Here is a 22,462-nt window from a genome sequence, read left to right on the forward strand (position 1 = left end):
TTGACGTCAGCACGGTGGCGCGTCCAGTCGCGGAACGGCGAGTCACGTGCTGAGCACGGCGCTGGGCCTCTTCGAGAACCGGCCGGCCCACATCGCCATGGATGAGCTTCCCTCGCACCCAGCCGCCGACGCGGCTTCCGTCCCGGCGAAGGCATTGCTCGAGGTAGGCGGCGCCACGCGGGCTGAGAACGCGGACAGCGATGCGCGGCCCGTCGGCGCGGACGACGCTGCCTGCGGGGTTCCGCGGCTGGCCGGTTCGGCGCCGGTTTCGATGACGACTGCGTCACCGGGCGCCAGCACGGCTAGCTGCTCGACGGCCAGACGGTTCTCGACGCTCATTGCCTTCGTCCTCGGTCTTTCGTTTGCACGGGGGCGAGCTGGCATGTACGCCGGACGCGTCAGGTAGAAGCCACGGCTCCTCCAAGGTGGATAGCGCTCAATACTGCGGCCCTTACGTCACACTCGACGGCAGGTGTCAGCGGTCGACGTAGCGGTCGGTCTCGACGACGAACCGCCCGGTGGCGGTGTTGGCGTCGATCCACTCCGGCAGCAGCGGGATCCGCACGGTCACCGTGGCGCACACGGCGAACTCCTCCCCCGGTGCGAGGGTGGGCGCGTAGCTCGCCGTCCCGCACTCGGCGCCCGGAGGAGAGAAGGACAGACGCACGTCGGTGGCGTCGACCGACTGGTCGGCCACCGCCAACAGCGCCGCCCGCTCCGCCCGCGCCAGCCCGGTGGAGACGTCGGGCGCGGTGGCCAGCGCGCGGCCGGCCTCCCGTGCGGCCGCGGTCGCGGCGAACACCCCGCGCTGCACCGCGGAGAACCCGGCGACGACGTAGACCAGCGGCACGAAGACCACCAGCGCGACGAAGACGAACTCCACGACCGCCGACCCGCGTTCCCCGGACCCGAGCCGGGCGCGCAGCCACCTCACGCGGCCTCCTCCACCGCGCGGCCGGTGACGTCCAGCGGCAGCAGGTCGCCCAGGCCCGCCAGCAGCGTCGGTACCGCGCCGCTGCAGCGCACGCTGACCAGCACCAGCCCGGTGTCGTCGACCTCCTCGGCCGCGGTGCACACCAGCCCCTCGGCGGTGCCGGCCGTGGTCGCCCGCGCCACCGCCTCCAGCGCCCGCCCGGTCGCGGCCTCGGCGGGCACGTCCGCGTTGGCCGCGTACCGGGCGCCCTCCTGCGCGCTCGCCGTCACCACGTTGCGGACGTGCACGTAGACCGCGACCTGCAGCACCGCCAGCAGCAGCACGACGACCAGCACCGACACCAGCACGAAGTCGACGACGGCGCTGCCCCGCTCGCGGTCGGCCGCGGTGTCAGGAGCGTCAGCCGCCATTCGTGACGGAGGCCAGCGCGTTCTGCACCGCCGACACGATCGCCTCGCGGAACGGCACCAGGATGGCCAGCACCAGGGCCGCCGTCATCACGGTGATCATCACCCAGCCGGGGACGTCGCCCCGCTCGGGATCCTCGTCCCGCAGGCGTGCAGCAACCGCCGCCGTCACCGTGAGCAGCCAGGCCAGCGCCCGCATCCGTCGTCCTCCTCCGTTGTGCACCGGCGCTCACCGCGCCAGCGAGACGATGCTGATCAGCCCCGGGAACAGGGCGAACAGGACGGTGACCGGCAGCACCAGGAAGACGACCGGCACCATCATCTGGATCTCCTTGCGGCCGCCGGCCTCGAGCAGCCGGCGCTTGCCGGCCTCGCGGACGTCGGCCGCCTGGGCGCGCAGCACCTCGGCGAGCGGGGTGCCGCGCTCGATGGCCACGAGCAGGCCGTCGACGAAGCGGGCCAGCGCGTCGACCGAGGTCCGGTCGGCCACCTGCTGCAGTGCCGCCGTCAGCGGGACGCCGGCCCGCGCCCGCCCGAGCGCGCCGCCGAGCTCGCGGGCCAGCTCGCCGCCGGAGAGGCGCGTGACCCGGGCGATCGCCGCCGCCGGCCCCTCGCCCGCCGTCACCGCCAGCGCGAGCAGCTCGGCGACGACGGGGAACTCCGCGAGCAGCAGGTCCTCGCGCCTGCGCACCTGCTGGGTCAGCCACCAGTCGCGGCCGAGCACACCGCCGAGCAGGCCGGCCAGGCACAGCAGCGCCACCGACAGCACGTTGACGCTGCCGGCCACCAGCGCGCCGAGCGCCGCCAGCAGCGCCGCACCCAGCAGGCCGACCCCGCCCCACACGACCTGCTCGACGCGCAGGTCCTCCACGGACCGCTCGCCGCCGAGCGCGTCCAGCCGGCGCCGGACGGCGGAGCGGCCGCCGAGCACGCGGTCGACGAACCGGGCGCCGTCGGTCACCACCGGCCCGAACACCCGGCGCGCGGCGGTGAGCAGCCCGGGCTCGGTCGCCGTCCCGAGCAGCCGCGACGGCGGCGGGGTGTCGTGCACGTAGGGCGCCAGCCGGTCGACCAGCCGCACCGAGCGGAACGGCGGCGCGAAGGTGACCACGAGCAGCACGCCGGCCGCGGCCGCGCCGCCCAGCAGCATCCCGAGCAGCGTCACCGTGACTCCCCGCCGCTCCGCGGCCCGTTCGCTCCGCTCCTCGCTCGCTGGCGCTCGCTGCGGTGCTCGCTCACTGGAGCACCCGCACGTCCTGCGGCAGCCGCCCGATCCGCAGCATCACCCGGTAGGCCACCAGGCACACCGCGCCCCCGCCGAGCAGCAGCGCGGTGCCCGGCGGCGAGTCGTAGGCGGCCAGCGTCGTCGACTGGGTCGCCAGCAGCAGGAGCACCGCCCACGGCGCGGCGACGGCGAGCCGCGCGGCCTGGACGACCCAGCCCTGGCGGGTCTCCAGCTCGGCGCGGGCGCGGGCGTCCTCGCGGAGGAAGCCGGCCAGCGTGCGCAGCACCCGGCCGAGGTCGCTGCCGCCGACCTCCCGGGCCACCCGCAGCGTCTCGACGATCCGGTCGCCCACCGGGTCGGCCAGGTCGGCCTTGAGCCGGTCGAGGCTCTCGCCGAAGCGGCCGGTGGAGCGGTGGTCGGCGGCGAACCGGGCGAACGGCGGGCGCAGCACCTCCGGGCCGCGGGTGGCCAGCGCCGCCAGCGACTCCGGCAGCGACAGCCCCGCGCGCACGGCCGAGGCCAGGTTGTCGACCACCTCGGGCCACACCTCGCGCAGGTCGGCGCGGCGGCGGGCGGCCAGCCGGCGCACCTGCACGTGCGGCAGGGCGGCGGCGAACACGCCGAACGCGAGGCTGACCGTCACCGTGCCGGTGGTCAGCAGGACGACGACGAGCGCCAGCAGCCCGAGGCCGATCTGCAGCGCGACCAGTTGCGCCGGGTTGATCCCGGTCAGGCCCGCCTCGGCCAGCAGCCGCGCCCGGCGGCCGGGACGGCGCGGGCCGGCGGACCGCTGCGGCGCCCGCGGCCCGCTGCGCCAGACGAGCAGCAGGCCGACGCCGAGCAGCAGCCCGAGCAGCGCGCCGGTCAGCTCCACGCGGGCGCCCCGAGGAGTGCGGCCAGGTCGTACCCGGCGGCGGCGAACCGCTCGGCGTGCGGCGGGAAGCCCTCGGCGCGGACCAGCCGCCCGTCGCGGGTGGTGAAGACGTCCGCCAGCTCGACGACGCCGTCCTCGGCGCGGCCGGGCACCGCCACGACCTCCCGCACCCGGCGCTGGCCGGAGGCCTCCGTGGCCACGTGCACCACCAGGTCCACGCTGGCCGCGACCGTGGGGACGACGAAGGCGTGGCCGATGTTGTCCCCGGCCAGCAGCGGCAGCGTGCACATCTTCACCACGGCCTCGCGGGCGCTGTTCGCGTGCAGCGTGCACATCCCGGGCAGGCCTGAGTTGAGCGCGATGAGCAGGTCCAGGCACTCCTCCTGCCGCACCTCGCCGACGACGATCCGCGAGGGCCGCATCCGCAGCGCCTCCTTGACCAGCCGGCGCAGCGGGATCTCCCCGGCGCCCTCGAGGTTGGGCTGGCGGGTCTGCATCGCGACGACGTCGGGCAGCGGGACGCGGAGCTCGAAGACCTCCTCGCAGGTGATCACCCGCTCCCGCGCCGGGATCGCCGCGCACAGGGTGTTCAGCAGCGTCGTCTTCCCCGCCTGCGTCCCGCCGGAGACCAGGACGTTGAGGCCCGCGGCGACGGCGGCCTCGAGGAAGCGGGCGGCCTGCGGCGTCAGCGTCCCGGTGGCGACCAGCTCGTCGAGGCCGTGTGCCCGCAGCACGAACTTGCGGATGTTGACCGCCATGTGCCGCCGGGTGATGTCCGGGATGACCACGTGCAGCCGGGAGCCGTCGGGCAGCATCGCGTCGACGAAGGGCTGGCTCATGTCGATGCGCCGGCCTGAGCTGCGCAGCATCCGCTCGACGAGGTCGGCCAGCTCGCCGGCGCCGAGGATCGTCGTCGTCAGCTCGCTGCGGCCGCGGCGGGCCACGAACACCCGGCCGGGCTCGTTGACCCAGATCTAGCCATGCGTGCGGACCGCCTGCGTGACACTGGGCGCATCGGCGTGGCGACCTGCGAAGACGCCGTTGGAGAACGTGGGTTGTCGTGGACCGTTTACGGACCTCTTGCGGACTCAGCGCGGACCGCGAGCCGCGGTGCATGGACGATGCCTTCCGCGCGCGGATACAGCCTGCACCTCCACCGCCCACTGGGTTGGGCGCAGCGGCACGAGCGCGTGGGTGAGGACGATGGCGGCGTTGGCCCCAGACGTAGACACCTAGTGGGATGGGCTGTCCCGACCGTAAGACCCCGGCTATGAGGTTGAGGTGACAGAGCGGTGACGCCTCCCAGGGCACCGTGGACCACGTCCCATGTCGGGTCCTCTAGAGAGGCAGAAGGCGATGGTCCTCCGTCAAGTAACTCACTACGCTGTAAGTTGGGACGAGAACAGCAACCAAGGGACCTTCAGCCTCTTCGACGGCGCCAGCTTCATCACTAACGTGGTACCCACCTCCACGGGAGAGTTTCAAGTAATCATCGATCTGCTTCGAAACGAGAGGCCTGTCAGGTTCGAAACCACCTCCAGGCAATTCCGGGTAGGAACCTTCCCGGATCGTGAACCCGTCGGGGAAGAAGAGACATGACGCCCCGGAAGTCGAGAATTTTTTACCTCTGAGAACCCGCAAGCCGCTCCCCCCGCGCCACCCCGGGACTTCACGACCAGGGCGGGGCGGGTTCGCGGGCGTCCTGCTGCGACGCTGTTTCGGTCAAACTCTCGAGGCAGTCACCGATCGCCTCAGGCAGCGCACGCAGCCGGTCGATGTCGGGGTTGACGACCGCATCGCCACTATCGTCACAGCGATAAGCACGTTGCGTAGGCGAAGCACCACGCACCCTAGAGCGACCCACCACTGCGCGCCGGTGTCCTGAGCCACCTAGGCTGTACTGCCTGATCAGCCGACCGCTGCGAGGCTGGCGAACACGATGATGTTGTCCTCGTAGTCCCCCGAGTCCTCGTCGAACGCTCCGCCGCACGTGATGAGGCGGAGACCGGCGTGGTCGATGTCGCCGTAGACCTCCTCGGTCGGGAAGTCGTCCTTGGCGTGCTCCTCAACGCGGTCGACGCGGAAGGTCGCAACGGTGCCATCGGCGCGGTCGACGACGACGGTATCCCCGGGGCGCAGCTCCCGTAGCCCGTAGAAGGCTCCCGGTTTGCCCTCCCAGTCCACATGGCCGGCGAGGACAGCGGGCCCGAGCTGGCCGGGTGTGGGGCTGCCGTCGTACCAGCCCACGGGATAGGCCCCCGGCGGAACCTCCATGGAGCCGTCCCGCTCCAGGCCGAGCTCCATAATCCGGGATGCGACTCCGAGGGCCGGTATCTGGACCCGAGTGGGAGTGCTTGCCGGCAGTTGCGGTGTAGTGACCGTCGCACTGGCCAGCTCGGCAGTTGGCACGGACGGGGTCGCGGTCGCGGGGACCGGCGGGGCGACCACGGCGAGGGGAACGTCGAGTCGGACGGGGTCATTCGCGCCCTGGGGCAGGGCGACGATCGCGGCGATTCCTGCGGCGGCAAGCACCGCCGATGTGCACCCCCAGACACGGGCGGCACGTGGCCGGGCGCTCCGCACAGCCCGGCGACTGGGCTGTCCGTAGCGGGTGACTCGGGGCGGCCGGGCGAGCAGGGCCTCAAGCTCGGCCTCGATGCTCGACGCTTGCGCCGAAGGGAGTGGCGGGGGGTACGCCCCGACGATGCGCACCGCACCACCCGCCCCGGCCACGGTGTGGCCGGGGCGGGTGTCGGGTGCGCGGTGCCGCACGTCGCGAAGGTCAGACGGTCGCGCGGGAGCTACGCCGGGCAGCGAACGCGGCCCCACCGGCCGCGGTCAGAGCGACGCCGCCCAGGACGTAGGGCAGGGCGCCAGCGTCGTCGCCGGACGAGCTGCCGTCGCCGGCGGCGACGGCGCCCGCCGGACGGCTGGTCACCTGGCTCGTGGTGCTGGGGGCCACCTGGTTCGTGGTGCCGAGGGCCATGGCGGCGGTGACGGTCCCCGGGTTGGCGACGTAGTCGTGGTCCTCGCAGGCCTGGGCGTCGTTGTCGCGGTCCAGCTGGTTCGGGTCGCTCGGGTTGGCGTTGTAGACAGCCTGAGCGTCCGCCTGCGAGACGAAGTCCGGGCAGTTATAGGTGTCGGCGGCCTGGGCGGTGCCTGCGAAGCCGAAGGACAGGGCGGCCGTCATGAGGATGCCGGCGGCGGCGGTGGTGCGGAGACGCATGTTCTCTCCCGGTGAGGGGTGTTGAGGTCCTCGTCACCCTCTCCCGCTGCACTTCTCGACCCGGGCATCCGTCGCGGCGTGCTCAAACGGAACAGGTTCTCCTCCATTAGCAACCCTTGCCTGCGGAGTCACTTCCGTCACTGGAGTCCCTGCGCCGGACCGCAGCAGAGTCGTGGCGGTTACGGCAGGCGCACCTCCTCGGGCCGCACCGACGTGATGTGCCGGCCCCAGCCGTAGTCGTGCAACTGCCGCCAGGTGACCGCGGCGCGCCACCCGAACCCGTCGTCACATAGCCGCCATGCGGTCTGCTCGCCGGGCCACCACTGCCCGTCGTTGAAGACGAGGACGTCGCGAGGCGGGTCGAACAGTTGCTGGTGGATGAGGCGTGGCGGTTGGAACACACGTTCGATGTAGCCGCTGAAGGTGGGTAAGCCATGCCCCGACCCACGCGAGTGACGTGCCGTGATCAACCCGTGCTCGGGGGCGTGCACTGCGCGACGCTCCCACGGTGACCTACCGGGCGACGACGGCGCTGCCGTACGACGACCGCGAGCGGGCAACCGCCGGCCTACGCGGGCAGCTTCGGCTCATCGCCATCGCGGACGAGGCCGTGCCCGACTGGTCGTCGTTGACCGTTGAGGGGCCGACGAAGGCAGTCGGCCGGCACGGCGTCGTGTGGTTCGAGTGGGCCGCCACAGCTGAAGCGCAGGACGCGGGCTAGGGCCTGTCCTGCGGATCTTGTGCGCCGCCGCCCCTGTCCCTGAAGGCGGCTTTAGGGCCACGTTCTGGCCGCTTACCCCTCCGCCACCACCGCTGAGAACATCACCCGGGAAAGACGTGCGGCGCCCACGCGAACGGGGCGCCCGTGCGCTTCCCGCACCTCCGGCAGATCTTGTCGTCCACACTCAAGGGCTGCTCGCCGTCCGGATGTCGCTGGACGTAGGAGTGAAACCCGAACCGGCACCGCAGTGGCTTCCGAGTCATGGGCCGAGGCTAAGAGTCGTCGATCCCGCCCAGGAGGGGACTACGGCCCTGCGCGCCCCAATCGCCCAAAGTGGGCCGCTCAGGGACACCGGCAGCAGTGACGGCGCACATGATCCGTAGGACAGGCCCTAGTCCCGACCGGTCGACTGAAGGCCAATCTGCGTTGCAACTGCCGATATGGAACTCCAACGACCCCACATCAGTCGCAGTCGGCTATGCCGACCGGAGGAGACCATGTTCCGCCGCACCATCCCCGCCGTCCTTGCCGGCGCGTCGCTGCTGCTCACCGGATGCAGCAGCGCCGACAGCAGTCAGGAGGAGGCCACGGCGAGCAGTAAGGCCAAGGCGAGCAGCCCGGCGCTGCCGCCGACGAGCACCAGCGCCGCACCCAGCACCGCAGAAGCCACTGGCCCTGCGAGGAGCGCCCGCGGGAACATCATCAAGCAGCTTGGCGAGGAGGGGGGGTTCACCGCTTCCGAGGCCCCCGATGCACCGCGAGTGTTCACCTTCGCGGTGGACAGCATCACGGTGGACCCACAGTGCAGCAGCGACTACGCCAGCGAGCCAGCCAACGGGCACTACATCGCGATCTCGCTGCGGGCATCCACCAGCGCCGAGTTTGACCCCAGCACGTACCTCACCATCAGTCAGTACGACTTTCAGGTCATTGGCCCTGACGGCCTGACGGTCAACGACGTCAGCGGTAACGCGTACAGCTGCCTTGCTCCAAACGAGCAGTTCACCAGCGACCCTGTCGGGCCTGGGCAGCAGTACGTCGGCACGATCGTCATCGACGCGCCTGTGACCAGCGGCACGCTTGCGTTCATTCCTGGCGCCTTGGGCGCTCCTACCGGCTGGGAGTGGAGCTTCTAGTTCGCGGCGACCGCATTGTGCCGCATTAGGCAGCACCATCAGGGCAGGTGGCCGAGTATCCGCAGACGCTCGGCCACCTGCTGCTGCAACAGAGGCGCGCTCGACACTCGGCCCCGTCCCGTTTCGGAACCTCTGGTCAACTAAGCCCAGCCCGGGTGAGACTGCGGCCCTCACGAACGGGGGCACATCATGGGACTGCGTTTCGGTGTGGGCATCGGGCCCTTCTACGCATCCGCCGGACTGCCAAAGCTCGGCCTCGGCCGCGCCGCAAGCCGCGGCCTGAGCGCCTGGATCAGCCTGTCGATCGCGATGATGATCTGGATGCTCAAGCTGACGGTCCTGCTCTGCTGGTGGACGGTCAAGCTGCTGATCATCGCCTGCATCTGGGCCGACACGACCACCGCGACCTTCATGCAGTCCCGGCGTCAGTCGCCCCCCAGGTAGAGAAGCTGCCCCGGGTCGACGACCGGGCCCGGACTTCGGTACGGCAGCCGGGGACCTTGAGGGGCCGCCTCCTCTCCCGCGACGAGTGCCGGGTCGACGTCTCGCTGCGCGATGCGGGCACGGGTCGTCGCATCGAGGGGTGGTAGCGGGACCGACGGTCGCTCTTCACGCCACTGCCGCCGAGCCCGAAGGAAGTCCTCGATTTCCGCGGCGGTGACGAAGCCGCGCGGGTGCTCCGCCAGCCGCCATCGGATGCGCAGCAGTTCCTCGGGGGGCTCGGCGCCGGTGAACACGACCGGCGCCGAGGCGACCTTGCGACGGGCCATCACGCCCCCCGCTTCACATGACCGGCCCACCGCTTTGCCGCTCCCTGCCGGCCGCGGACCTGCAGCGGCGACGCCAACGTCTCGTCGTCCTCGTCAGGCAGCGCGAGCTGGGCCAGCAGCTTGCCCAGCGCCAGGCGGTGCTGCCGCAACTCACCGAGCGCCGGATGCACCCGTGTCTGCCCCGTCGACCCGGCGACCGTCGTGCCGTCCCGGGTGACCGCCTGTCGCAGCTCCTCGCACTCGTCGAGCAGCCGGCACACCTCGGTCAGCAGCGACAGCTCCGACTCCGACAGCTCGTAGCTGGCGACGGCCTGATCCCAGAACGCCCGGCCGCGGGCTGAGAGCCCGCTGGGGCGCCTCACAGCTCCTCCCGGGGGCAGATCGACCCGCAGGCACACGTCGGGCCGCGCCTCTCCTCTCCGGCGGTCATCCGGGGGGCGGGCGCCGGGGCCCACCCCCCACGCGCGCGGGCGGTCACGCGTCCGCCTCAGCGGTCGGCCGGGCCGGCCGCGCGTCGTCGAACATGTGCCGGTAGGCCTCGAGGTGGCTGCGGTTGGCGGCGGCCTGCCGGACTCGCTCCCCGAACACCTCGTGCCAGCGGTGGTCCTGCTCCTGCGCGGTGGGCATCCACGGCTGGGCCTCGTGCGCGAAAAACCAAGCGAGCCGGTCGCGGGTGCTGGTGGTCGGCCACGGGATGTCGCTCGGGGTGACGGCGAACAGTCCGGTGATGCCGGGCCAGACCTGCTCGGTGTTGCGGATCTCGAAGAAGAAGCCGTAGCCGTCGTCGGTCTCGCGTTGGGTGCCGAGCTTGCGGGCGAGGCTGTACGCGGCGCGGAGCGTGTCGTACTCGGCGACGGCGGTGTCGATGCGGATGGCCGCCTCACGCACCGGCTTGGGCTGAGTGAGCACGACCGACAGCGGCGCGTCGGCGGGGATGTGCGCGATGGCGGCGAAGTCCCGCTTGAGCTGGTCGACCAGCTCGGCGAGCACCGGCTGCAGGTGGTCGGCGATGACGGAGCCGGCCTGGTCGTGGAGTTCGCCGGCGAGTCGGTTGCCGGCGATCTCCTGCGCGCGGCGGATCAGCGCCATCCGCTCGTCGTGGTCGGTGACGGCCTGCTGCGCGGTGTGGATCGGCCCGAGGTCGACATCGGCGCCGGCGGCGATCTGTGCGGCAACGCGGTCGCGGATGGCGTGCGGCTGCTCGGGCGCCTGGTCCCAGGCCTGGGCGGCGAGACCGCCGAGGCGGACGACGGCGTCGCGGGCCTCGACCAGGCTGGCCGGCAGGGTCCAGCGGTTGTCCTCGGCGCCGGCGAACAGGGTGGCGGAGAAGGAGAGGGGGTTGCGGATCTCGAACATGGGGGTGGGTCCTTTCGATCAGGTCAGTGGGAGAGGGGTGCCGCAGCCGGCGCAGGGCGGTCGTCGCGCGGAGGTCTGCACTCGCGCCCTTCCGTCCGGCGTGCGCAGGCCCGTGCCATGGCTGGGCCCGTCCGGTGAGGTTGACGCCGGCTGCGGCTGGTCACTGGCTCGCGCGGTGGGTGGCGACGAACCGCGCGAAGCTGGTCCGCGGGTGGGTGGGCCGAGGCTGGGAGTGCTGGCGCTTGGGCCGGCATCCGCGGCAGCGGCCCTCCTTGGCGTGCAGCGGCGCCCGGACGGGGCCGTAGCAGACGGGGCAGCAGATGCGCGCGTACCAGGTGCGCAACTCGGTGGTCATGCGGACTTCCGTCCTCGAGACGAGAGATAGGCGATTACCGGGAGTGGGTCGTCACTCCCGTAAGTGCTGGTTTGTGCGGTGACGTCGTGGTCACCGCTCGGCGCGGCTGACGACCGGTGCGGGTCGGGTGTCGCGGGTTCTGGAAGTAGCGCGCGCGCACGTATGGGTGCCGCGTCACGACACCCAGACCCCGGATCCAGGGTGTCGTTCTGAGGGTGTCGTTTTCCCGATACCTCAACCTCGGGTCGAGGGTGTCGTGATGCGGCACCCTGACCGCTGGGGAAGCTGGCCGCGTACTGCATCGTCTGGCCGTTTTTGCCGCCACCCGTCCGCGCGAGCAGGCCGGCCTTGACCGCCTCCCCGATGCGGACGGTCACCCGCTGCTCGGCGATGTCCAGCGCCGCCGCCAGCTCGGCCCGGGGCACCTTCACGTGCCCGAGGTCGGTCATGTGGCAGACGGCCATGTGCGCCAGCAGTTCCCGGCAGGACCCACTCACCTCGTGGCAGCGGATCACCGTGCGGTACCAGCGGTCGCGGACGGTCAGACGCCGCGTCACCGATCGACAGTGGTCAGCTCGACCACCCGGCGGTCCCGGTGCTCGAGGAGCGCCAGGAGGTCGCCGGCCCGATCGACGGGGCACATGAGCACGCCCCTGCGATCCGGATGCCAGTCGCGTGCGCGGGGGATGCCGAGCTCGTCGAGCATCCGGGCGATGCCGGTGCCGTGCAGCCAGCAGGTGCGGCGCCCGACCTCGACGCGGACGGTCGCCCGCTGGTGCGGCTCCTCGAACAGCCGGAGCGGCCGGGCCCCCATCACGCCACCTCTCGCCACTGCTGGGCCCGCAGGCGGGCGCTAGTGGCCTTCTCCTGCTCGCCCCGGCGGTCGGACAGCTCGGCGAAGCTGGGGCGTCCGGCGGCGTAGGACTCGCGCTCGGTCAACGTCAGGGTCGGCGTCCAGGTCTCGTCGAGGTCGGCTTCGGCCGCGTCGATCCGGGCACGCTCGTCCAGCTCGAGGCGGAGGCGCAGGGCCTGCTCCTCGGGAAGCCAGTACGTGCGCCAGCTCTCCGCGGCGATGGCGATCGACGCCGACCTAGCCCAGGACTTGAGCGGCAGGGCGTCGAACTCGGGCGACCCGTACGCAGGGATGTCCTCGCCCTTCGCGGCGGCGATGACCTCGGCTGCCCAGGGCAGCGGCTCCGACATCACGGCGCACCCCGAACGAGGGAAGCCGTCCGGACCGCCGGGGCGGTATCGTCGGCGGCGAGACCTGCAGTCACGTAGTTCTCGCCAACGCCCTCGTCCTGCGCCAACAGGACGGGGGCGGTCTCGTTCCGGGGCATGGTCACGCAGCCCCCGCTCCGACGCCGGCGGCGTACTGCTGGGCGATCCACGCGTCGACGTCGCTCTGCTTGTAGACCACTCGCCGGCCGAGCCGGAAGCTGCGCGGGCCGAGGTCGCCGCGGTGCCGGTACCAGCGCAGCGTCGGGACCGGGATGCCGGTCCGCTCCGACACCTCGGGGATGGTCAGAAGTGTGTCCTTCATCGGTCACCTTTGCGTCGTGGTGGCGCAGGAACTCCGCCTCCTGCGTCCTGGTGATGAACGTAGCGGGTAGTTGCGTGGCGGCGCAACCCCGGCCTAAACTGCATCACCATGAAGCAACCCGACGCCGGCATCGAGTGGGCGAAGCGGCTAACCCAGGTGATCGCAGATGGGATCCGTGCGGCCCGCGGGAGGGTGAGCGCCCAGAAGCTCGCCGACCGCTGCACCGAGTTGGGCTATCCGATCCCGCGCTCGACGATCTCGAACCTGGAGAGCGGCCGGAAAGAGACGATCTCCGTCCAGGAGCTGCTGGTGCTTGCCCGCGCCCTCGAGATCCCGCCGCTGCTGTTGCTGTTCCCTCTCGGCCGGGTGGACCGGGTGCCGCTTCTACCGGAGGTTGACGCGCCGACGTGGCCAGCGGCCCGCTGGTTCACCGGGGAGTTCGGCTTCCCGACGACCCTCGATGACGGGCGCTGGGAAGTGGTCGACCGGGATCACTACGCATTCATCAACGCCGTGACCCACGACTTCCGCAGCCAAGAGGAGGTTGTCGAGGAGTGGCGTCGAGCACGGCAGCGCGGAGACGGCGACCAGCAGCGAAGCGAAGAGCGATCGCTGCAACTCATCCGGCGTCGCATCCGGGAGCAGGGCCTCGACCCGGGAGAGCTGCCCGCCGAGCTGGCTTTCGTCGACGCGGAGGGCTGACGTGGCGAGCATCGCGAAGAGGCCTGACGGCCGCTGGCGGGCCCGCTACCGGGACGAGGCCGGCAAGGAGCACGCCAAGCACTTCGACCGGAAGGTCGATGCGCAGCGGTGGCTGGATGAGGTCACAGCCAGCGTCGTCACAGGGCAGTACGTCGACCCGGCGGCAGGGCGGATCACCTTCAAGTCGTTCTTCGACGACTGGTCGCAGCGGCAGGTCTGGGCGCCCGGCACGGTCACGCACATGAACCTGGTGGCCCGGTCCGTCCCGTTCGGTGCGATGCCGCTGCGCGCGATCCGCGGGTCGCACGTCGAGGCGTGGGTCAAGCAGATGCACGTCGAAGGCATGGCACCGCTGACCATCGCCAACCGGTTCACCGCAGCCCGCACGGTGTTCCGCGCTGCGGTGAAGGACCGACGCATCTCGTCGGACCCGACCGCGGACGTCAGCCGGCCACCGAAGAAGCCGAGCAGCCGCGAGCAACAGATCGAGGTCCCGAGCACCGAGGATGTCGCGAAGTTGCTGGCGGCCACCGAGCCGAGGATGCGCGCCTACATCGGCGTGTGCGCCTTTGCCGGCGTCCGCCTGGGTGAGGCATCGGCGCTGCGGATCGACGCGGTCGACTTCCTCAAGCGAACGCTGAAGGTCGAGCGGCAGGTGCAGTACAAGCCCGGGTTCGGCGCCCAGGTGAAGGACCCGAAGCACGGCTCCCGCCGCGAGGTCTACATCGGCGACAACCTGGTCGAGATGCTGGCCCGGCACGTCGAGGAGTTCGGTACGTCGCCGTCGGGCTGGCTGTTCCACAACGGCGCCGACCGGCCACTCCCCCCGTCCACCGTGGACTCGTGGTGGCAGCGCACCGTGAAGGCGGCCGGCGTCACCGGGCTGCACATCCATGGGCTGCGGCACTTCTACGCCAGCGGCCTGATCGCGGCCGGCTGCGACGTGGTCACCGTGCAGCGCGCCCTCGGGCACGCCAAGCCGTCGCTGACCCTGGACGTCTACAGCCACCTGTGGCCGACGGCCGAGGACCGCACCCGGCGGGCAGCTGCCGACCTACTGCGGGACGTCCTCGAGCACGGCGCGGACCGAGTGCGGACTGAGGAGGTCAACTGATGCCCTGACCTGCGGATTCTTCCGAGCGGCCTAGTTGACCCAGATCTCCTCGACCTCGGGGTCGTCCAGGTGCCGCTGCAGCGGCCCGAACCCGGCCACCCGGTCGAGCACGTCGCGGACCACCGACTCGGGGTCGCCGATCGGCGGCAGCGCCGAGGTCAGCGACCGCTCGGAGTAGTCGGCGACGACGTCGCGCACCAGCACGCGGACCGGCGCGGGGTCGCTGAACGGGTCCAGCCCGCGGCGCCGGATGAGCTCGCGCACCTCGCCGTCGACGACGTCCAGGGCGCTCGTCGCAGTCGGCACCGCACCCCCGTCTCACCTGCCCCGACCCCGTTCGGGACGACGGGACGATAGGGAGACGGAGGCGTTCCGCGGGAGGCCGGTCAGCCGATCTGTGGACAGTGCGTGCGCGGCCGCGGGCGCACGCCACCCGGGCGGGTGACCCGCGGGTGTCCTCCGAGCGGGTGCGCCGACGCAGCGTTCCCGGACGCTGGATGCGGCCCGAGCGCACCCGCCCGGCGGGAACAGATACGGCGCGCGGGGTGCTGTACGGCACATCCCCCACGACCGCGAGGAGATCGCGCGCATGCCGGTCCTGCTCCCGTCCCGTGTCCCCGCTCCCTCCGCCGCGCCGGCACGGCGCCGCCGCGGATGGTTGAAGGCGGGGATCGCCGCCGCCGTCGTCGTCCCGGTAGGTGTCGTCGTGGCCGACAGGGTGGGCGACTGGACGGCGCCGTTCGGGCAGGAGACCGTCGACCGCAGCACGAGGCCGCTGCTGCTGGCGATCGCCGACCTCGACGAGTACCACGCCGCCACCGGCACCTTCCAGGTCGTCGTCGACCAGGAGACCGACACCGCCTGGGTGCCCTCGGCGATCAGCGGCGAGCGGGTGCAGTTCCTCGCCACCGGCGACGTCGACGCCTACGTCGACTTCGGCGCCCTCGGCGAGGACGGCGTCGACCTCTCCCCCGACGGCACGGCGGCCACCATCACCCTCCCGGCCCCGCAGCTCGGCGAGGCCCGGATCGACCCGGACGAGAGCCGCGTGCTCGACCGCGACCGCGGCCTCGTGGAGCGGCTGGGCGACGCGTTCGCCGACGACCCGACCGACGAGAGCGCGCTGTTCGCGCTCGCCGAGCACCGGCTGGAGTCGGCCGCCGCGGACAGCGACCTGCTCGACCGCGCCGAGGACGGCACCCGCGACATGCTGACCACGCTGGCCCGGTCCCTCGGCGTCGACGACGTCACGGTCACCTTCGAGCCCGCGCCCGGGGCCGCCGGCTGACCGTCCCGGCGTCAGACCGGGGACGTCAGCGCCCGCGGCGCGCGGGGCAGCGGCACGATCGCCGGCCTCCCGCCGCGCGCCGCGGCCTGCTCGAGGAGCAGCGCCTCGGCGTCGCAGCGCTCCAGCGGCTTCGCGAACAGCCAGCCCTGCGCGCTGTCGCAGCGGCCCTCGGCCAGCAGCCGCGCCTGGTGCTCGTGCTCGACGCCCTCGGCGAGGACCTCCAGGCCCAGCGTGCGGCCCAGGTCGATGGTGCCGCGCACGATCGCCGGCAGCGGCTCGCCCTCGGCGATCGCGCCCACGAACGAGCGGTCGATCTTGAGCACGTCCACGGTGAACTGCCGCAGGTGGGCCAGTGACGAGTAGCCGGTGCCGAAGTCGTCCAGCGCCAGTCGCACGCCCAGCGCGCGCAGCGCGGTGAGGCAGGCGGCCGCTCGCTCGGGGTCGCCGACCAGCGCGGTCTCGGTCACCTCGAGCATGAGCGCACCGGCCGGCAGCCCGCTCCGGGCCAGGGCCGCGGCGACGGAGCCGACCAGGTCCGGCGAGGTCAGCTGGGTGGCCGACACGTTGACCGCCATCATTGGGTCACCGGCGCCGAGGTGCCGCCAGGCGGCCGCGGTCGCGCACGCCTCCTGCAGCACCCACGCGCCGATCTCGTCGATGAGGCCCGCCGCCTCGGCGACCGGCACGAACCGGTCGGGGCCGACCGGGCCCAGCCGCGGGCTGTCCCAGCGCAGCAGGGCCTCGAAGCCGGTCACCCGGCGGTCGGCCAGGGCGACCACCGGCTGGTAGACCAGCCGGAACTCGCCGCGCGTCACCGCGCCGCGCAGCTCCTGCTCCAGCTCGCGGGCGGCCACCGCCGCCGCGCGCATGCCGGGCTCGAACCGCTGCACCCGGTTGCGGCCGTCGAGCTCGGCCGCGTACAGCGCGAGGTCGGCGTCGCGGATCAGCGCGTCGGCGGCCACGGCCCCGCGGCCGACGGCCACGCCGATGCTGGCCGACACGGTCACCGGGCCGCCGGGCAGTGCCACGGGCCGGGAGAGCACCTCGAGCACGCGGGTGGCGGTCACCAGCGCCTGGTCGTCGCCGACGCCGGTCTGCTCGACCAGCACGGCGAACTCGTCGCCGCCCAGGCGGGCCACGGTGTCGTCGGCGCGGACGGTGGTGCGCAGCCGTGTCGCCACCTCGCGCAGCAGCGCGTCGCCGGCGGTGTGGCCGAGGGCGTCGTTGACGGCCTTGAAGCCGTCGATGTCGAGGGAGAGCACGGCCGCCGAGCCGCCGCCGCGGACGGTGCGGCGCAGCGCCTGGCCCACGCGGTCGGTGAACAGCGCGCGGTTGGCGAGGCCGGTGAGCCCGTCGTGCAGCACCGAGTGGGCCAGCGCCTCCTCCGCGCGGCGGCGGCCGGTCACGTCGGTGACGTGGACGACGACGCCGCCGACGTCGGGATCGTCCCCGAGGTCGACCATGCGGACGCCGATCCAGCGGTCCTCCCCGCGGTGGCGGGCGGGCAGCTCGGCGTCGACGACGCTGCCGCCGGCGGCCCGGGCCCGCGCGAACAGCGCGCCGGTCAGCTCGGGGTCCACCCCGGCCAGGCGGACGGCGTCCGCGGGGGTGGCGACGCCGGTGGTCACGGTCCCGAGCAGCGCGGCCAGCGGCGCGGGGTCGCTGAGCAGCCGGCCGTCGCGGGAGACGACGAGCACCGCGTCGGAGGAGTGCGCGGTGAGCTTGGCGGCGAACCGCTCCCGCGAGCGCACCAGCGCCCGGGCGGTGGCCTCGCTGCGCAGCAGCAGCGCGGCGCGGACGAAGACCAGCGCGGTCAGCGCGCCCATCGCGACGACCACCGCGCCCGAGGCGTCCTCGACGCCGGCCAGGTCGGTGACCAGCTCGCTCGCGGGCGGCACCATGAGCGCGGCCAGGCACACGGCCAGGCGGGCCAGGCCCGACCGGCCGTCCTCGCCGGGGCCGCCCGTGGTGGCGGTGCCGGCGGCGGACCACCGGACGGCGAGCGCGAGCAGCGCGCTGCCCAGCAGCCAGCCGGCGTCCAGCCAGCTGCCGATGCTCTCGGCATCGGCGTCGAGCAGGTAGGCGACGTCGGAGACCAGCCAGCAGGCGCAGGCGGCGGCCACGGCGAGCGAGGTCCGCTCCCCCTGCCGGCGGGTGGCCAGCAGCCGCACGACCAGGCCGATGAGCGCCGCGTCCAGCGCCGGGTAGAGCGCGAGGACGACGCGGTCGACGACGGGGAGGCCGGCGTCGAGGACCGTCGTGGCGATCGACAGCTCCCAGACGACGAGCATCGCGGCCACGAACACGACCAGCGCGTCGATCCAGCCGGCCGCGCGCCGGTCGCGGTCGACGTGCCGGTCCCGGGCCAGCAGCGCGAGCCCGACGGCGAGGACGACGTAACTGCCCAGGTACACGAGGTCGGCGATCCCGACGTCCGCACCCGACCCGGTCAGCGACACCTGCACCTGCCAGACGACGTCCGCGAGCGCGGACAGGCTGACGCCCGAGGCGAGCAGGACGGCGACCGGCCGCCGTCCCGCGCGGTGCACCCCGGCCCACGCGGCGACGACGGTCAGCCCGATGACGGCGAAGTAGAGCGCGGTGCCGGCGGCCGTCCCGTGCAGCAGCCCCTGCAGCGCGACCACCGCGAGCAGGAGGGCGCACGCGACGACGGCCACCGGCCGGCCGCCCACGACTCCGGCAGTGCCGCTGGTCATCAACACACGCCGGACATCGGTCCGAAACGGATGCGTCTGGAACGGATGCGGTGGGTGTTCCCCCGCGGGGGTGAGCCCGTGTGTCAGCCGGTCGGCCGCAGCACCGCCTGCACCAGGTGCGGACCGGGCTCACGCAGCGCCGTGCCCAGCTGCTCGGCCAGCTCCTCCGCGGTCTCGGCGCGGGTGGCCGGCACGCCCATCCCGGTGGCCAGCGCCACGAAGTCCAGCGCCGGGCCGCCCAGGTCGAGCAGCTGCCCGGCCCGCTCCCCGCCGCCGGCGGCCCCCACCCGCGCCAGCTCCCCCTGGAGGATCGCGTAGGACGCGTTGTCGTAGAGGAGGACGGTGACGTCGAGCTGCTCGCGGGCCATCGTCCACAGCGCCTGCAGCGTGTACATCGCACTGCCGTCGGCCTGCAGGACCACCACCGGCCGGTCCGGGCAGGCCACCGCCGCGCCGACCGCCATCGGCAGGCCGTCGCCGATCGCCCCGCCGGTCAGGGCGAGCCAGTCGTGCCGGGGTGCGCCCGCGGTCTGCTCGACGATGCCGATCCCGGAGGTGATCGCCTCGTCGACCACGATCGCCCGCTCGGGCAGCAGCGCGCCGACCACCGCGGAGACGCCCCGCGGCGTCAGGCGCCCCGTCGGCTGCTCCGGGCGGGAGGCCTCGCGCAGCTCCGGCTCGGCGCCGGCGGCCACCTTCGCGGCGAGCTCCTCGAGCGCCGCCACGCCGTCGTCCCCGGGCGCCGACAGCACGTGAACGGTGCAGTCCTCCGGCACCGGCGTGCCCGGCGTGCCGGGGTAGGCGAAGAAGTGCACCGGCGAGGTCGCCCCGGCCAGCACCAGGTGCCGGGTGCCGGCCAGCGCCTTGATCGCCACCTCGGGCGGGTAGGGCAGCTTGCCGACGGCGGGCAGCCCCGCGCCCCGCACCATCCGCGCCGGGAACGTCTCGGTCATCAGCCGGACGCCGGTGCCGGCGGCCACCCGCGCCGCGGCCAGCAGCCCCGCCTCCGACGCGACGACGTCGTCGCCGAGCAGCAGCACGGTGGGCTCGCCGGCCCGGACCACCGCGGCGGTGTCGTCCACCACCGACGGCGCCACCTGCGGCCGCGGTCGCACCGGCCGGGGCTCGGCGACGGCCGCGCCCTCGGACCAGGACACGTCGGCCGGCAGCACCAGCGTGGTGACCTGCCCGCGGGCGGCGGCGGCGACGGCGTCCGCGGCGTCGGCGGCGACGTCCTCGGGGGCCAGCGACCGGCGCACCCAGCCGGAGACCGTGCCGGCGAGGGCGTCGATGTCGGACTCCAGCGGCGCGTCCAGCCGCTTGTGCGAGCGGCCGTGGTCGCCGACGACGTTCACCATCGGCGTCCGGCCGCGGCGGGCGTTGTGCAGGTTGGCCAGGCCGTTGCCCATGCCCGGGCCGAGGTGCAGCAGCGTGGCGGCGGGCCGGCCGGCCATCCGCGCGAAGCCGTCGGCGGCGCCGGTGGCCACGCCCTCGAACAGGGTGAGGACGCCGCGCATCTCGGGGACGTCGTCGAGGGCGGCGACGAAGTGCATCTCGGACGTGCCGGGGTTGGCGAAGCAGACGTCGACCCCGGCGTCGACGAGCGTGCGGATCAGTGCCTGGGCGCCGTTCACCGGGAGACGTGCACCTCGTTCACCTCGTAGTGCGTCATGGTCACGCCGCCGCTGGCGAAGCTGCGGACGTCGGCAGCACTCGCCTTGCCCGCCTCGGAGGCGAACGCCGCGCCCATCGCCTGCTCGGAGTCGAAGTCCAGGTGGGCGACCAGGTAGGGCGCGGACTGGCGCGGGTCGAGCGGCTGCGGGCTGCCGGTGGTGAACCGGATCAGGCCGGGCATCTGCACGGTCAGCGGGACGTGGGTGTCCCGGTAGTGGACGTCGAACGCCGCCGGGTCCTCCGGCTGCCCGTAGCTGACCACCAGCCTGTGCACCATCTGCCGCTCCTCCGCGCTCCTCCCCGGGCACCGTTGCCGGGGGCTCCCCCACCCTGGCACACGGGCCCGGGCGCGCGACTTCAGAAGGTGATCACCAGCCGGCCGCGCACACCGCCGGCGGCCAGCGCCCGGTGCGCCTCGGGCGCCTCCTCCGGCGTGAAGGTGCGGGCCACCCGCAGCGTCAGCGCGCCCGACCCGACCTGCTCGCGCAGCCGGTCGAGCGCGGCGCCGTTCTCGGCGTAGTGGCGCACCCTCGTGGGCAGCACGTCGACCCGGCCGGTCCCGTCGCCGCGGTAGCCGCGCACGGTGGCCACCTTCCCGCCGTCGCGCACGGCGGGCAGCACCAGCGCGTCCTGCACCGACCCGTCGGCCAGCCCGTCGACGCCGTCGGGGAACTCGGCGCGGATCCGCCCGGCCACGTCGTCGCCCCGCCGCACGACGACGTCGGCGCCGAGGTCGCGGACGAGCTGCTCGTCGGCCTCGGAGGCGTCGGCGACGACGGTGTGCCCGTCGGCCTTCGCCAGCTGGACGACGTAGCCGCCGAAGGCGCCCGCCGCGCCGGTCACCGCGACGACCGAGCCGGGCGGCAGGGCCATCTGGTCCAGCGCCAGCCGGGCGGTGAGCGCGTTCATCGGCAGCGTGCACGCGGCGACGGCGCCGGCGCCCGCGGGCACCCGGGCCACCGAGCCGGCCGGCAGCACGAGGTCCTCGCGGTAGCCGCCGTGCGCGCCGGTGGGGACGACGATCGCCATGACCGCGTCGCCGGCGGCCACCCGGTCGACGCCCTCGCCCACCTCGACGACCTCGCCGGCGGCGTCCATGCCGGGCACCCACGGCGGGGTCTTCACCGGGTCGCGGCCGGCGTAGGCGCCCTCGCGCAGGTGGGTGTCGGTCGGGCTCACCGCGGCGGCGCGCACGCGCAGCCGCACCTGCCCCGGCCCGAGGGGCTCGTCGGGCACGTCGACGACGGTGAGGGCCTCGGGCCCGCCGAACTCGGTCACTCCCACGGCTCGCACGCCCCGACCCTAGGAGGCCTCCCCACCTCCCCGCCCGGCGCCGGCCGGGCGCGGGCCGGCGCGCTCAACGGGTGCTCGCCCGCTCCACCACGCGCCACGCGTCCGGTGCCGGGACCTCCGGCGCGCGCCCGAGCGCGACGAGGGCGCACGCGGCCCCCTGACGGCGCAGCGACTGGGCGACGGTGGTCAGCCCGGCCGGCTCCGCGGCGTCGCTGTCGTCCCAGCCGGTGACCGCCACGTCGCCGGGGACGGCCAGGCCCGCCGCCGCCACCGCCCGCAGCGCCCCGAGCGCCAGCTCGTCGCTCATCGCGGCGATCGCGTCCGGCCGGTCCGACCCGGCGAGCAGCTCGGCGGCGAAGGCCTCGCCCTCCTCGGCGTCGTTGACCGGGCACACGGCCAGCCGCAACTCCCCCGCCGCGTGCCCGGCCCCGGTCCAGGCGCCGAGCAGGCCCTCCCACCGGTTGCGCGTCACCGGGAACCGGACCGCCCCCACCTCGGGGCCGGCGAGCAGCCGGCGGGCGCGGTCGCGGTCGAGCGGGAAGCCGAGGACCACCGGGCGCCGGGCCCCGGCGAAGGCCACCCGCCCGATCGCCGCGGCGGCGGCGCGGTCGTCGATGCCGACCACCGGCAGGCCGCGGCGGTGCGGGCCGGCGTGGACGACGGCGGGCAGGCCGGTGTCGGCCACCGCGTCGAGCACCGGATCGTCGTCGCTGGTGGTCCAGACGACGAAGCCGTCGACGACGGCCCGCGCGACCCGCTCGGGATCGCTGGGCGCCCCGGTGGTCGGGACGAGCGTGAGGCCGACCCCCTCGGCGGCGCAGACGTCCGCCACCCCGGCGAGGAATCGGGCCGCCTGCGGGTCGTCGAAGGCGTAGCCCAGCCGCTCCCCCAGCACGACGCCGAGGCTGCCGACCCGCCCCCGCCGCAGCGAGCGGGCGGCCGGGTGCGGCCCGGGATAGCCGAGCTCCTGCGCCGCCGCCCGCACCCGCGCCGCCGCCTCGGCCGAGACCCGGCCGGGCCGCGAGTAGACGTAGGACACCGTCATCGGCGAGACGCCGGCGGCGCGGGCCACCTCGCGCATCGTCGGCCGGCGCGACCGGTGGTCCGGAGGACTGGCCACCCGTACA

The 22,462-nt window shown here is 73.8% G+C and carries 30 protein-coding genes; 6 read left to right on the plus strand and 24 right to left on the minus strand.

The window, feature by feature from the left end; all coding sequences use genetic code 11:
• Window positions 1-42: 42 nt before the first annotated feature.
• The 10 genes from ACI798_RS01320 to ACI798_RS01365 form a co-directional block, all read right to left on the minus strand.
• Entirely contained in the window at window positions 43-339 is a 297-nt protein-coding gene (locus ACI798_RS01320) for a hypothetical protein (protein WP_457046976.1), read from the minus strand.
• 136 nt (window positions 340-475) lie between these two features.
• Window positions 476-934: a hypothetical protein gene (locus tag ACI798_RS01325; protein WP_456941261.1), complete on the minus strand. Its 459-nt coding sequence runs from the start codon at window positions 932-934 to the stop codon at window positions 476-478.
• Window positions 931-1,344, minus strand: coding sequence for a TadE/TadG family type IV pilus assembly protein (locus ACI798_RS01330; RefSeq protein WP_456941260.1), 414 nt, complete (start codon window positions 1,342-1,344; stop codon window positions 931-933). The genes ACI798_RS01325 and ACI798_RS01330 overlap by 4 nt, the downstream gene beginning before the upstream one ends.
• Window positions 1,334-1,540 (minus strand): hypothetical protein, encoded by a 207-nt coding sequence (locus tag ACI798_RS01335; protein ID WP_456941259.1) that lies wholly within the window; start codon window positions 1,538-1,540, stop codon window positions 1,334-1,336. The genes ACI798_RS01330 and ACI798_RS01335 overlap by 11 nt, the downstream gene beginning before the upstream one ends.
• A gap of 30 nt (window positions 1,541-1,570) precedes the next feature.
• On the minus strand, window positions 1,571-2,506 hold the full coding sequence (locus ACI798_RS01340; RefSeq protein ID WP_456941258.1) for a type II secretion system F family protein: 936 nt from the start codon (window positions 2,504-2,506) through the stop codon (window positions 1,571-1,573).
• Between the two features lie 70 nt (window positions 2,507-2,576).
• Window positions 2,577-3,440: a type II secretion system F family protein gene (locus ACI798_RS01345; protein WP_457046977.1), complete on the minus strand. Its 864-nt coding sequence runs from the start codon at window positions 3,438-3,440 to the stop codon at window positions 2,577-2,579.
• Window positions 3,431-4,414: a CpaF family protein gene (locus ACI798_RS01350; protein WP_457047033.1), complete on the minus strand. Its 984-nt coding sequence runs from the start codon at window positions 4,412-4,414 to the stop codon at window positions 3,431-3,433. Before ACI798_RS01350 ends, ACI798_RS01345 begins: the two co-directional genes overlap by 10 nt.
• A 934-nt stretch (window positions 4,415-5,348) precedes the next feature.
• A complete protein-coding gene (locus tag ACI798_RS01355) occupies window positions 5,349-6,269 on the minus strand; it encodes a class F sortase (protein WP_457046978.1) in 921 nt (306 codons plus the stop codon).
• Window positions 6,223-6,666, minus strand: coding sequence for a hypothetical protein (locus ACI798_RS01360; RefSeq protein WP_457046979.1), 444 nt, complete (start codon window positions 6,664-6,666; stop codon window positions 6,223-6,225). The genes ACI798_RS01355 and ACI798_RS01360 overlap by 47 nt, the downstream gene beginning before the upstream one ends.
• A gap of 179 nt (window positions 6,667-6,845) precedes the next feature.
• Complete coding sequence (locus tag ACI798_RS01365; RefSeq protein ID WP_457046980.1) at window positions 6,846-7,067, minus strand: hypothetical protein; 222 nt, start codon at window positions 7,065-7,067, stop codon at window positions 6,846-6,848.
• A gap of 107 nt (window positions 7,068-7,174) precedes the next feature.
• Here ACI798_RS01365 and ACI798_RS01370 point away from each other — a divergent pair, with 107 nt between their 5' ends.
• The 3 genes from ACI798_RS01370 (at window position 7,175) to ACI798_RS01380 (ending at window position 8,967) form a co-directional block, all read left to right on the plus strand.
• On the plus strand, window positions 7,175-7,387 hold the full coding sequence (locus ACI798_RS01370; RefSeq protein ID WP_457046981.1) for a hypothetical protein: 213 nt from the start codon (window positions 7,175-7,177) through the stop codon (window positions 7,385-7,387).
• 497 nt (window positions 7,388-7,884) lie between these two features.
• Entirely contained in the window at window positions 7,885-8,523 is a 639-nt protein-coding gene (locus tag ACI798_RS01375; protein WP_457046982.1) for a hypothetical protein, read from the plus strand.
• Between the two features lie 189 nt (window positions 8,524-8,712).
• Window positions 8,713-8,967 (plus strand): hypothetical protein, encoded by a 255-nt coding sequence (locus tag ACI798_RS01380; protein WP_457046983.1) that lies wholly within the window; start codon window positions 8,713-8,715, stop codon window positions 8,965-8,967.
• On the opposite strand, the gene ACI798_RS01385 is transcribed toward ACI798_RS01380, so the two are convergent.
• From ACI798_RS01385 to ACI798_RS01420, 8 genes are all read right to left on the minus strand, one after another.
• Entirely contained in the window at window positions 8,949-9,293 is a 345-nt protein-coding gene (locus ACI798_RS01385) for a hypothetical protein (protein ID WP_457046984.1), read from the minus strand. The two genes, ACI798_RS01380 and ACI798_RS01385, sit on opposite strands and share 19 nt — an antisense overlap.
• A complete protein-coding gene (locus ACI798_RS01390; RefSeq protein ID WP_457046985.1) occupies window positions 9,293-9,655 on the minus strand; it encodes a P27 family phage terminase small subunit in 363 nt (120 codons plus the stop codon). The genes ACI798_RS01385 and ACI798_RS01390 overlap by 1 nt, the downstream gene beginning before the upstream one ends.
• 112 nt (window positions 9,656-9,767) lie before the next feature.
• Window positions 9,768-10,649, minus strand: coding sequence for a hypothetical protein (locus ACI798_RS01395; protein ID WP_457046986.1), 882 nt, complete (start codon window positions 10,647-10,649; stop codon window positions 9,768-9,770).
• Between the two features lie 160 nt (window positions 10,650-10,809).
• The gene (locus tag ACI798_RS01400; RefSeq protein ID WP_457046987.1) at window positions 10,810-11,004 is read right to left on the minus strand and encodes a hypothetical protein; all 195 of its coding nucleotides are present in this window, start codon (window positions 11,002-11,004) and stop codon (window positions 10,810-10,812) included.
• A complete protein-coding gene (locus ACI798_RS01405; protein ID WP_457046988.1) occupies window positions 11,001-11,561 on the minus strand; it encodes a hypothetical protein in 561 nt (186 codons plus the stop codon). The genes ACI798_RS01400 and ACI798_RS01405 overlap by 4 nt, the downstream gene beginning before the upstream one ends.
• The gene (locus ACI798_RS01410; RefSeq protein WP_457046989.1) at window positions 11,558-11,818 is read right to left on the minus strand and encodes a hypothetical protein; all 261 of its coding nucleotides are present in this window, start codon (window positions 11,816-11,818) and stop codon (window positions 11,558-11,560) included. Before ACI798_RS01410 ends, ACI798_RS01405 begins: the two co-directional genes overlap by 4 nt.
• The gene (locus ACI798_RS01415) at window positions 11,818-12,207 is read right to left on the minus strand and encodes a hypothetical protein (protein ID WP_457046990.1); all 390 of its coding nucleotides are present in this window, start codon (window positions 12,205-12,207) and stop codon (window positions 11,818-11,820) included. The genes ACI798_RS01410 and ACI798_RS01415 overlap by 1 nt, the downstream gene beginning before the upstream one ends.
• 139 nt (window positions 12,208-12,346) lie before the next feature.
• Window positions 12,347-12,547, minus strand: a complete 201-nt coding sequence (locus ACI798_RS01420; protein WP_457046991.1) for a helix-turn-helix transcriptional regulator — start codon at window positions 12,545-12,547, stop codon at window positions 12,347-12,349.
• Window positions 12,548-12,655: 108 nt separating this feature from the next.
• Between ACI798_RS01420 and ACI798_RS01425 the strand changes: the two genes are divergently transcribed.
• Together ACI798_RS01425 and ACI798_RS01430 are read left to right on the plus strand one after the other, a co-directional pair.
• Window positions 12,656-13,249 carry a helix-turn-helix domain-containing protein gene (locus tag ACI798_RS01425; protein ID WP_457046992.1) on the plus strand — a complete coding sequence of 198 codons (594 nt, stop codon included), beginning with the start codon at window positions 12,656-12,658 and terminating at the stop codon, window positions 13,247-13,249.
• 1 nt (window position 13,250) lies between these two features.
• The gene (locus tag ACI798_RS01430) at window positions 13,251-14,363 is read left to right on the plus strand and encodes a tyrosine-type recombinase/integrase (protein ID WP_457046993.1); all 1,113 of its coding nucleotides are present in this window, start codon (window positions 13,251-13,253) and stop codon (window positions 14,361-14,363) included.
• Window positions 14,364-14,393: 30 nt separating this feature from the next.
• Here the strand turns inward: ACI798_RS01430 and ACI798_RS01435 are convergent, their stop codons facing one another.
• Window positions 14,394-14,669 (minus strand): hypothetical protein, encoded by a 276-nt coding sequence (locus ACI798_RS01435; RefSeq protein ID WP_457046994.1) that lies wholly within the window; start codon window positions 14,667-14,669, stop codon window positions 14,394-14,396.
• 400 nt (window positions 14,670-15,069) lie between these two features.
• Between ACI798_RS01435 and ACI798_RS01440 the strand changes: the two genes are divergently transcribed.
• A complete protein-coding gene (locus ACI798_RS01440) occupies window positions 15,070-15,651 on the plus strand; it encodes a DUF4230 domain-containing protein (protein WP_456941254.1) in 582 nt (193 codons plus the stop codon).
• Window positions 15,652-15,662: 11 nt separating this feature from the next.
• Here the strand turns inward: ACI798_RS01440 and ACI798_RS01445 are convergent, their stop codons facing one another.
• The 5 genes from ACI798_RS01445 to ACI798_RS01465 form a co-directional block, all read right to left on the minus strand.
• Window positions 15,663-18,368, minus strand: coding sequence for a putative bifunctional diguanylate cyclase/phosphodiesterase (locus ACI798_RS01445; RefSeq protein ID WP_457046995.1), 2,706 nt, complete (start codon window positions 18,366-18,368; stop codon window positions 15,663-15,665).
• 83 nt (window positions 18,369-18,451) lie between these two features.
• Window positions 18,452-20,002 carry an acetolactate synthase large subunit gene (locus tag ACI798_RS01450; protein ID WP_457046996.1) on the minus strand — a complete coding sequence of 517 codons (1,551 nt, stop codon included), beginning with the start codon at window positions 20,000-20,002 and terminating at the stop codon, window positions 18,452-18,454.
• A complete protein-coding gene (locus tag ACI798_RS01455) occupies window positions 19,999-20,319 on the minus strand; it encodes an EthD family reductase (protein WP_457046997.1) in 321 nt (106 codons plus the stop codon). Before ACI798_RS01455 ends, ACI798_RS01450 begins: the two co-directional genes overlap by 4 nt.
• Window positions 20,320-20,399: 80 nt before the next feature.
• A complete protein-coding gene (locus ACI798_RS01460) occupies window positions 20,400-21,335 on the minus strand; it encodes an NADP-dependent oxidoreductase (protein ID WP_457046998.1) in 936 nt (311 codons plus the stop codon).
• A 64-nt stretch (window positions 21,336-21,399) separates the two neighbouring features.
• The gene (locus ACI798_RS01465) at window positions 21,400-22,455 is read right to left on the minus strand and encodes a LacI family DNA-binding transcriptional regulator (protein WP_457046999.1); all 1,056 of its coding nucleotides are present in this window, start codon (window positions 22,453-22,455) and stop codon (window positions 21,400-21,402) included.
• Between the last annotated feature and the right edge of the window lie 7 nt (window positions 22,456-22,462).

It is taken from the genome of Geodermatophilus sp. SYSU D01045, assembly GCF_054050295.1.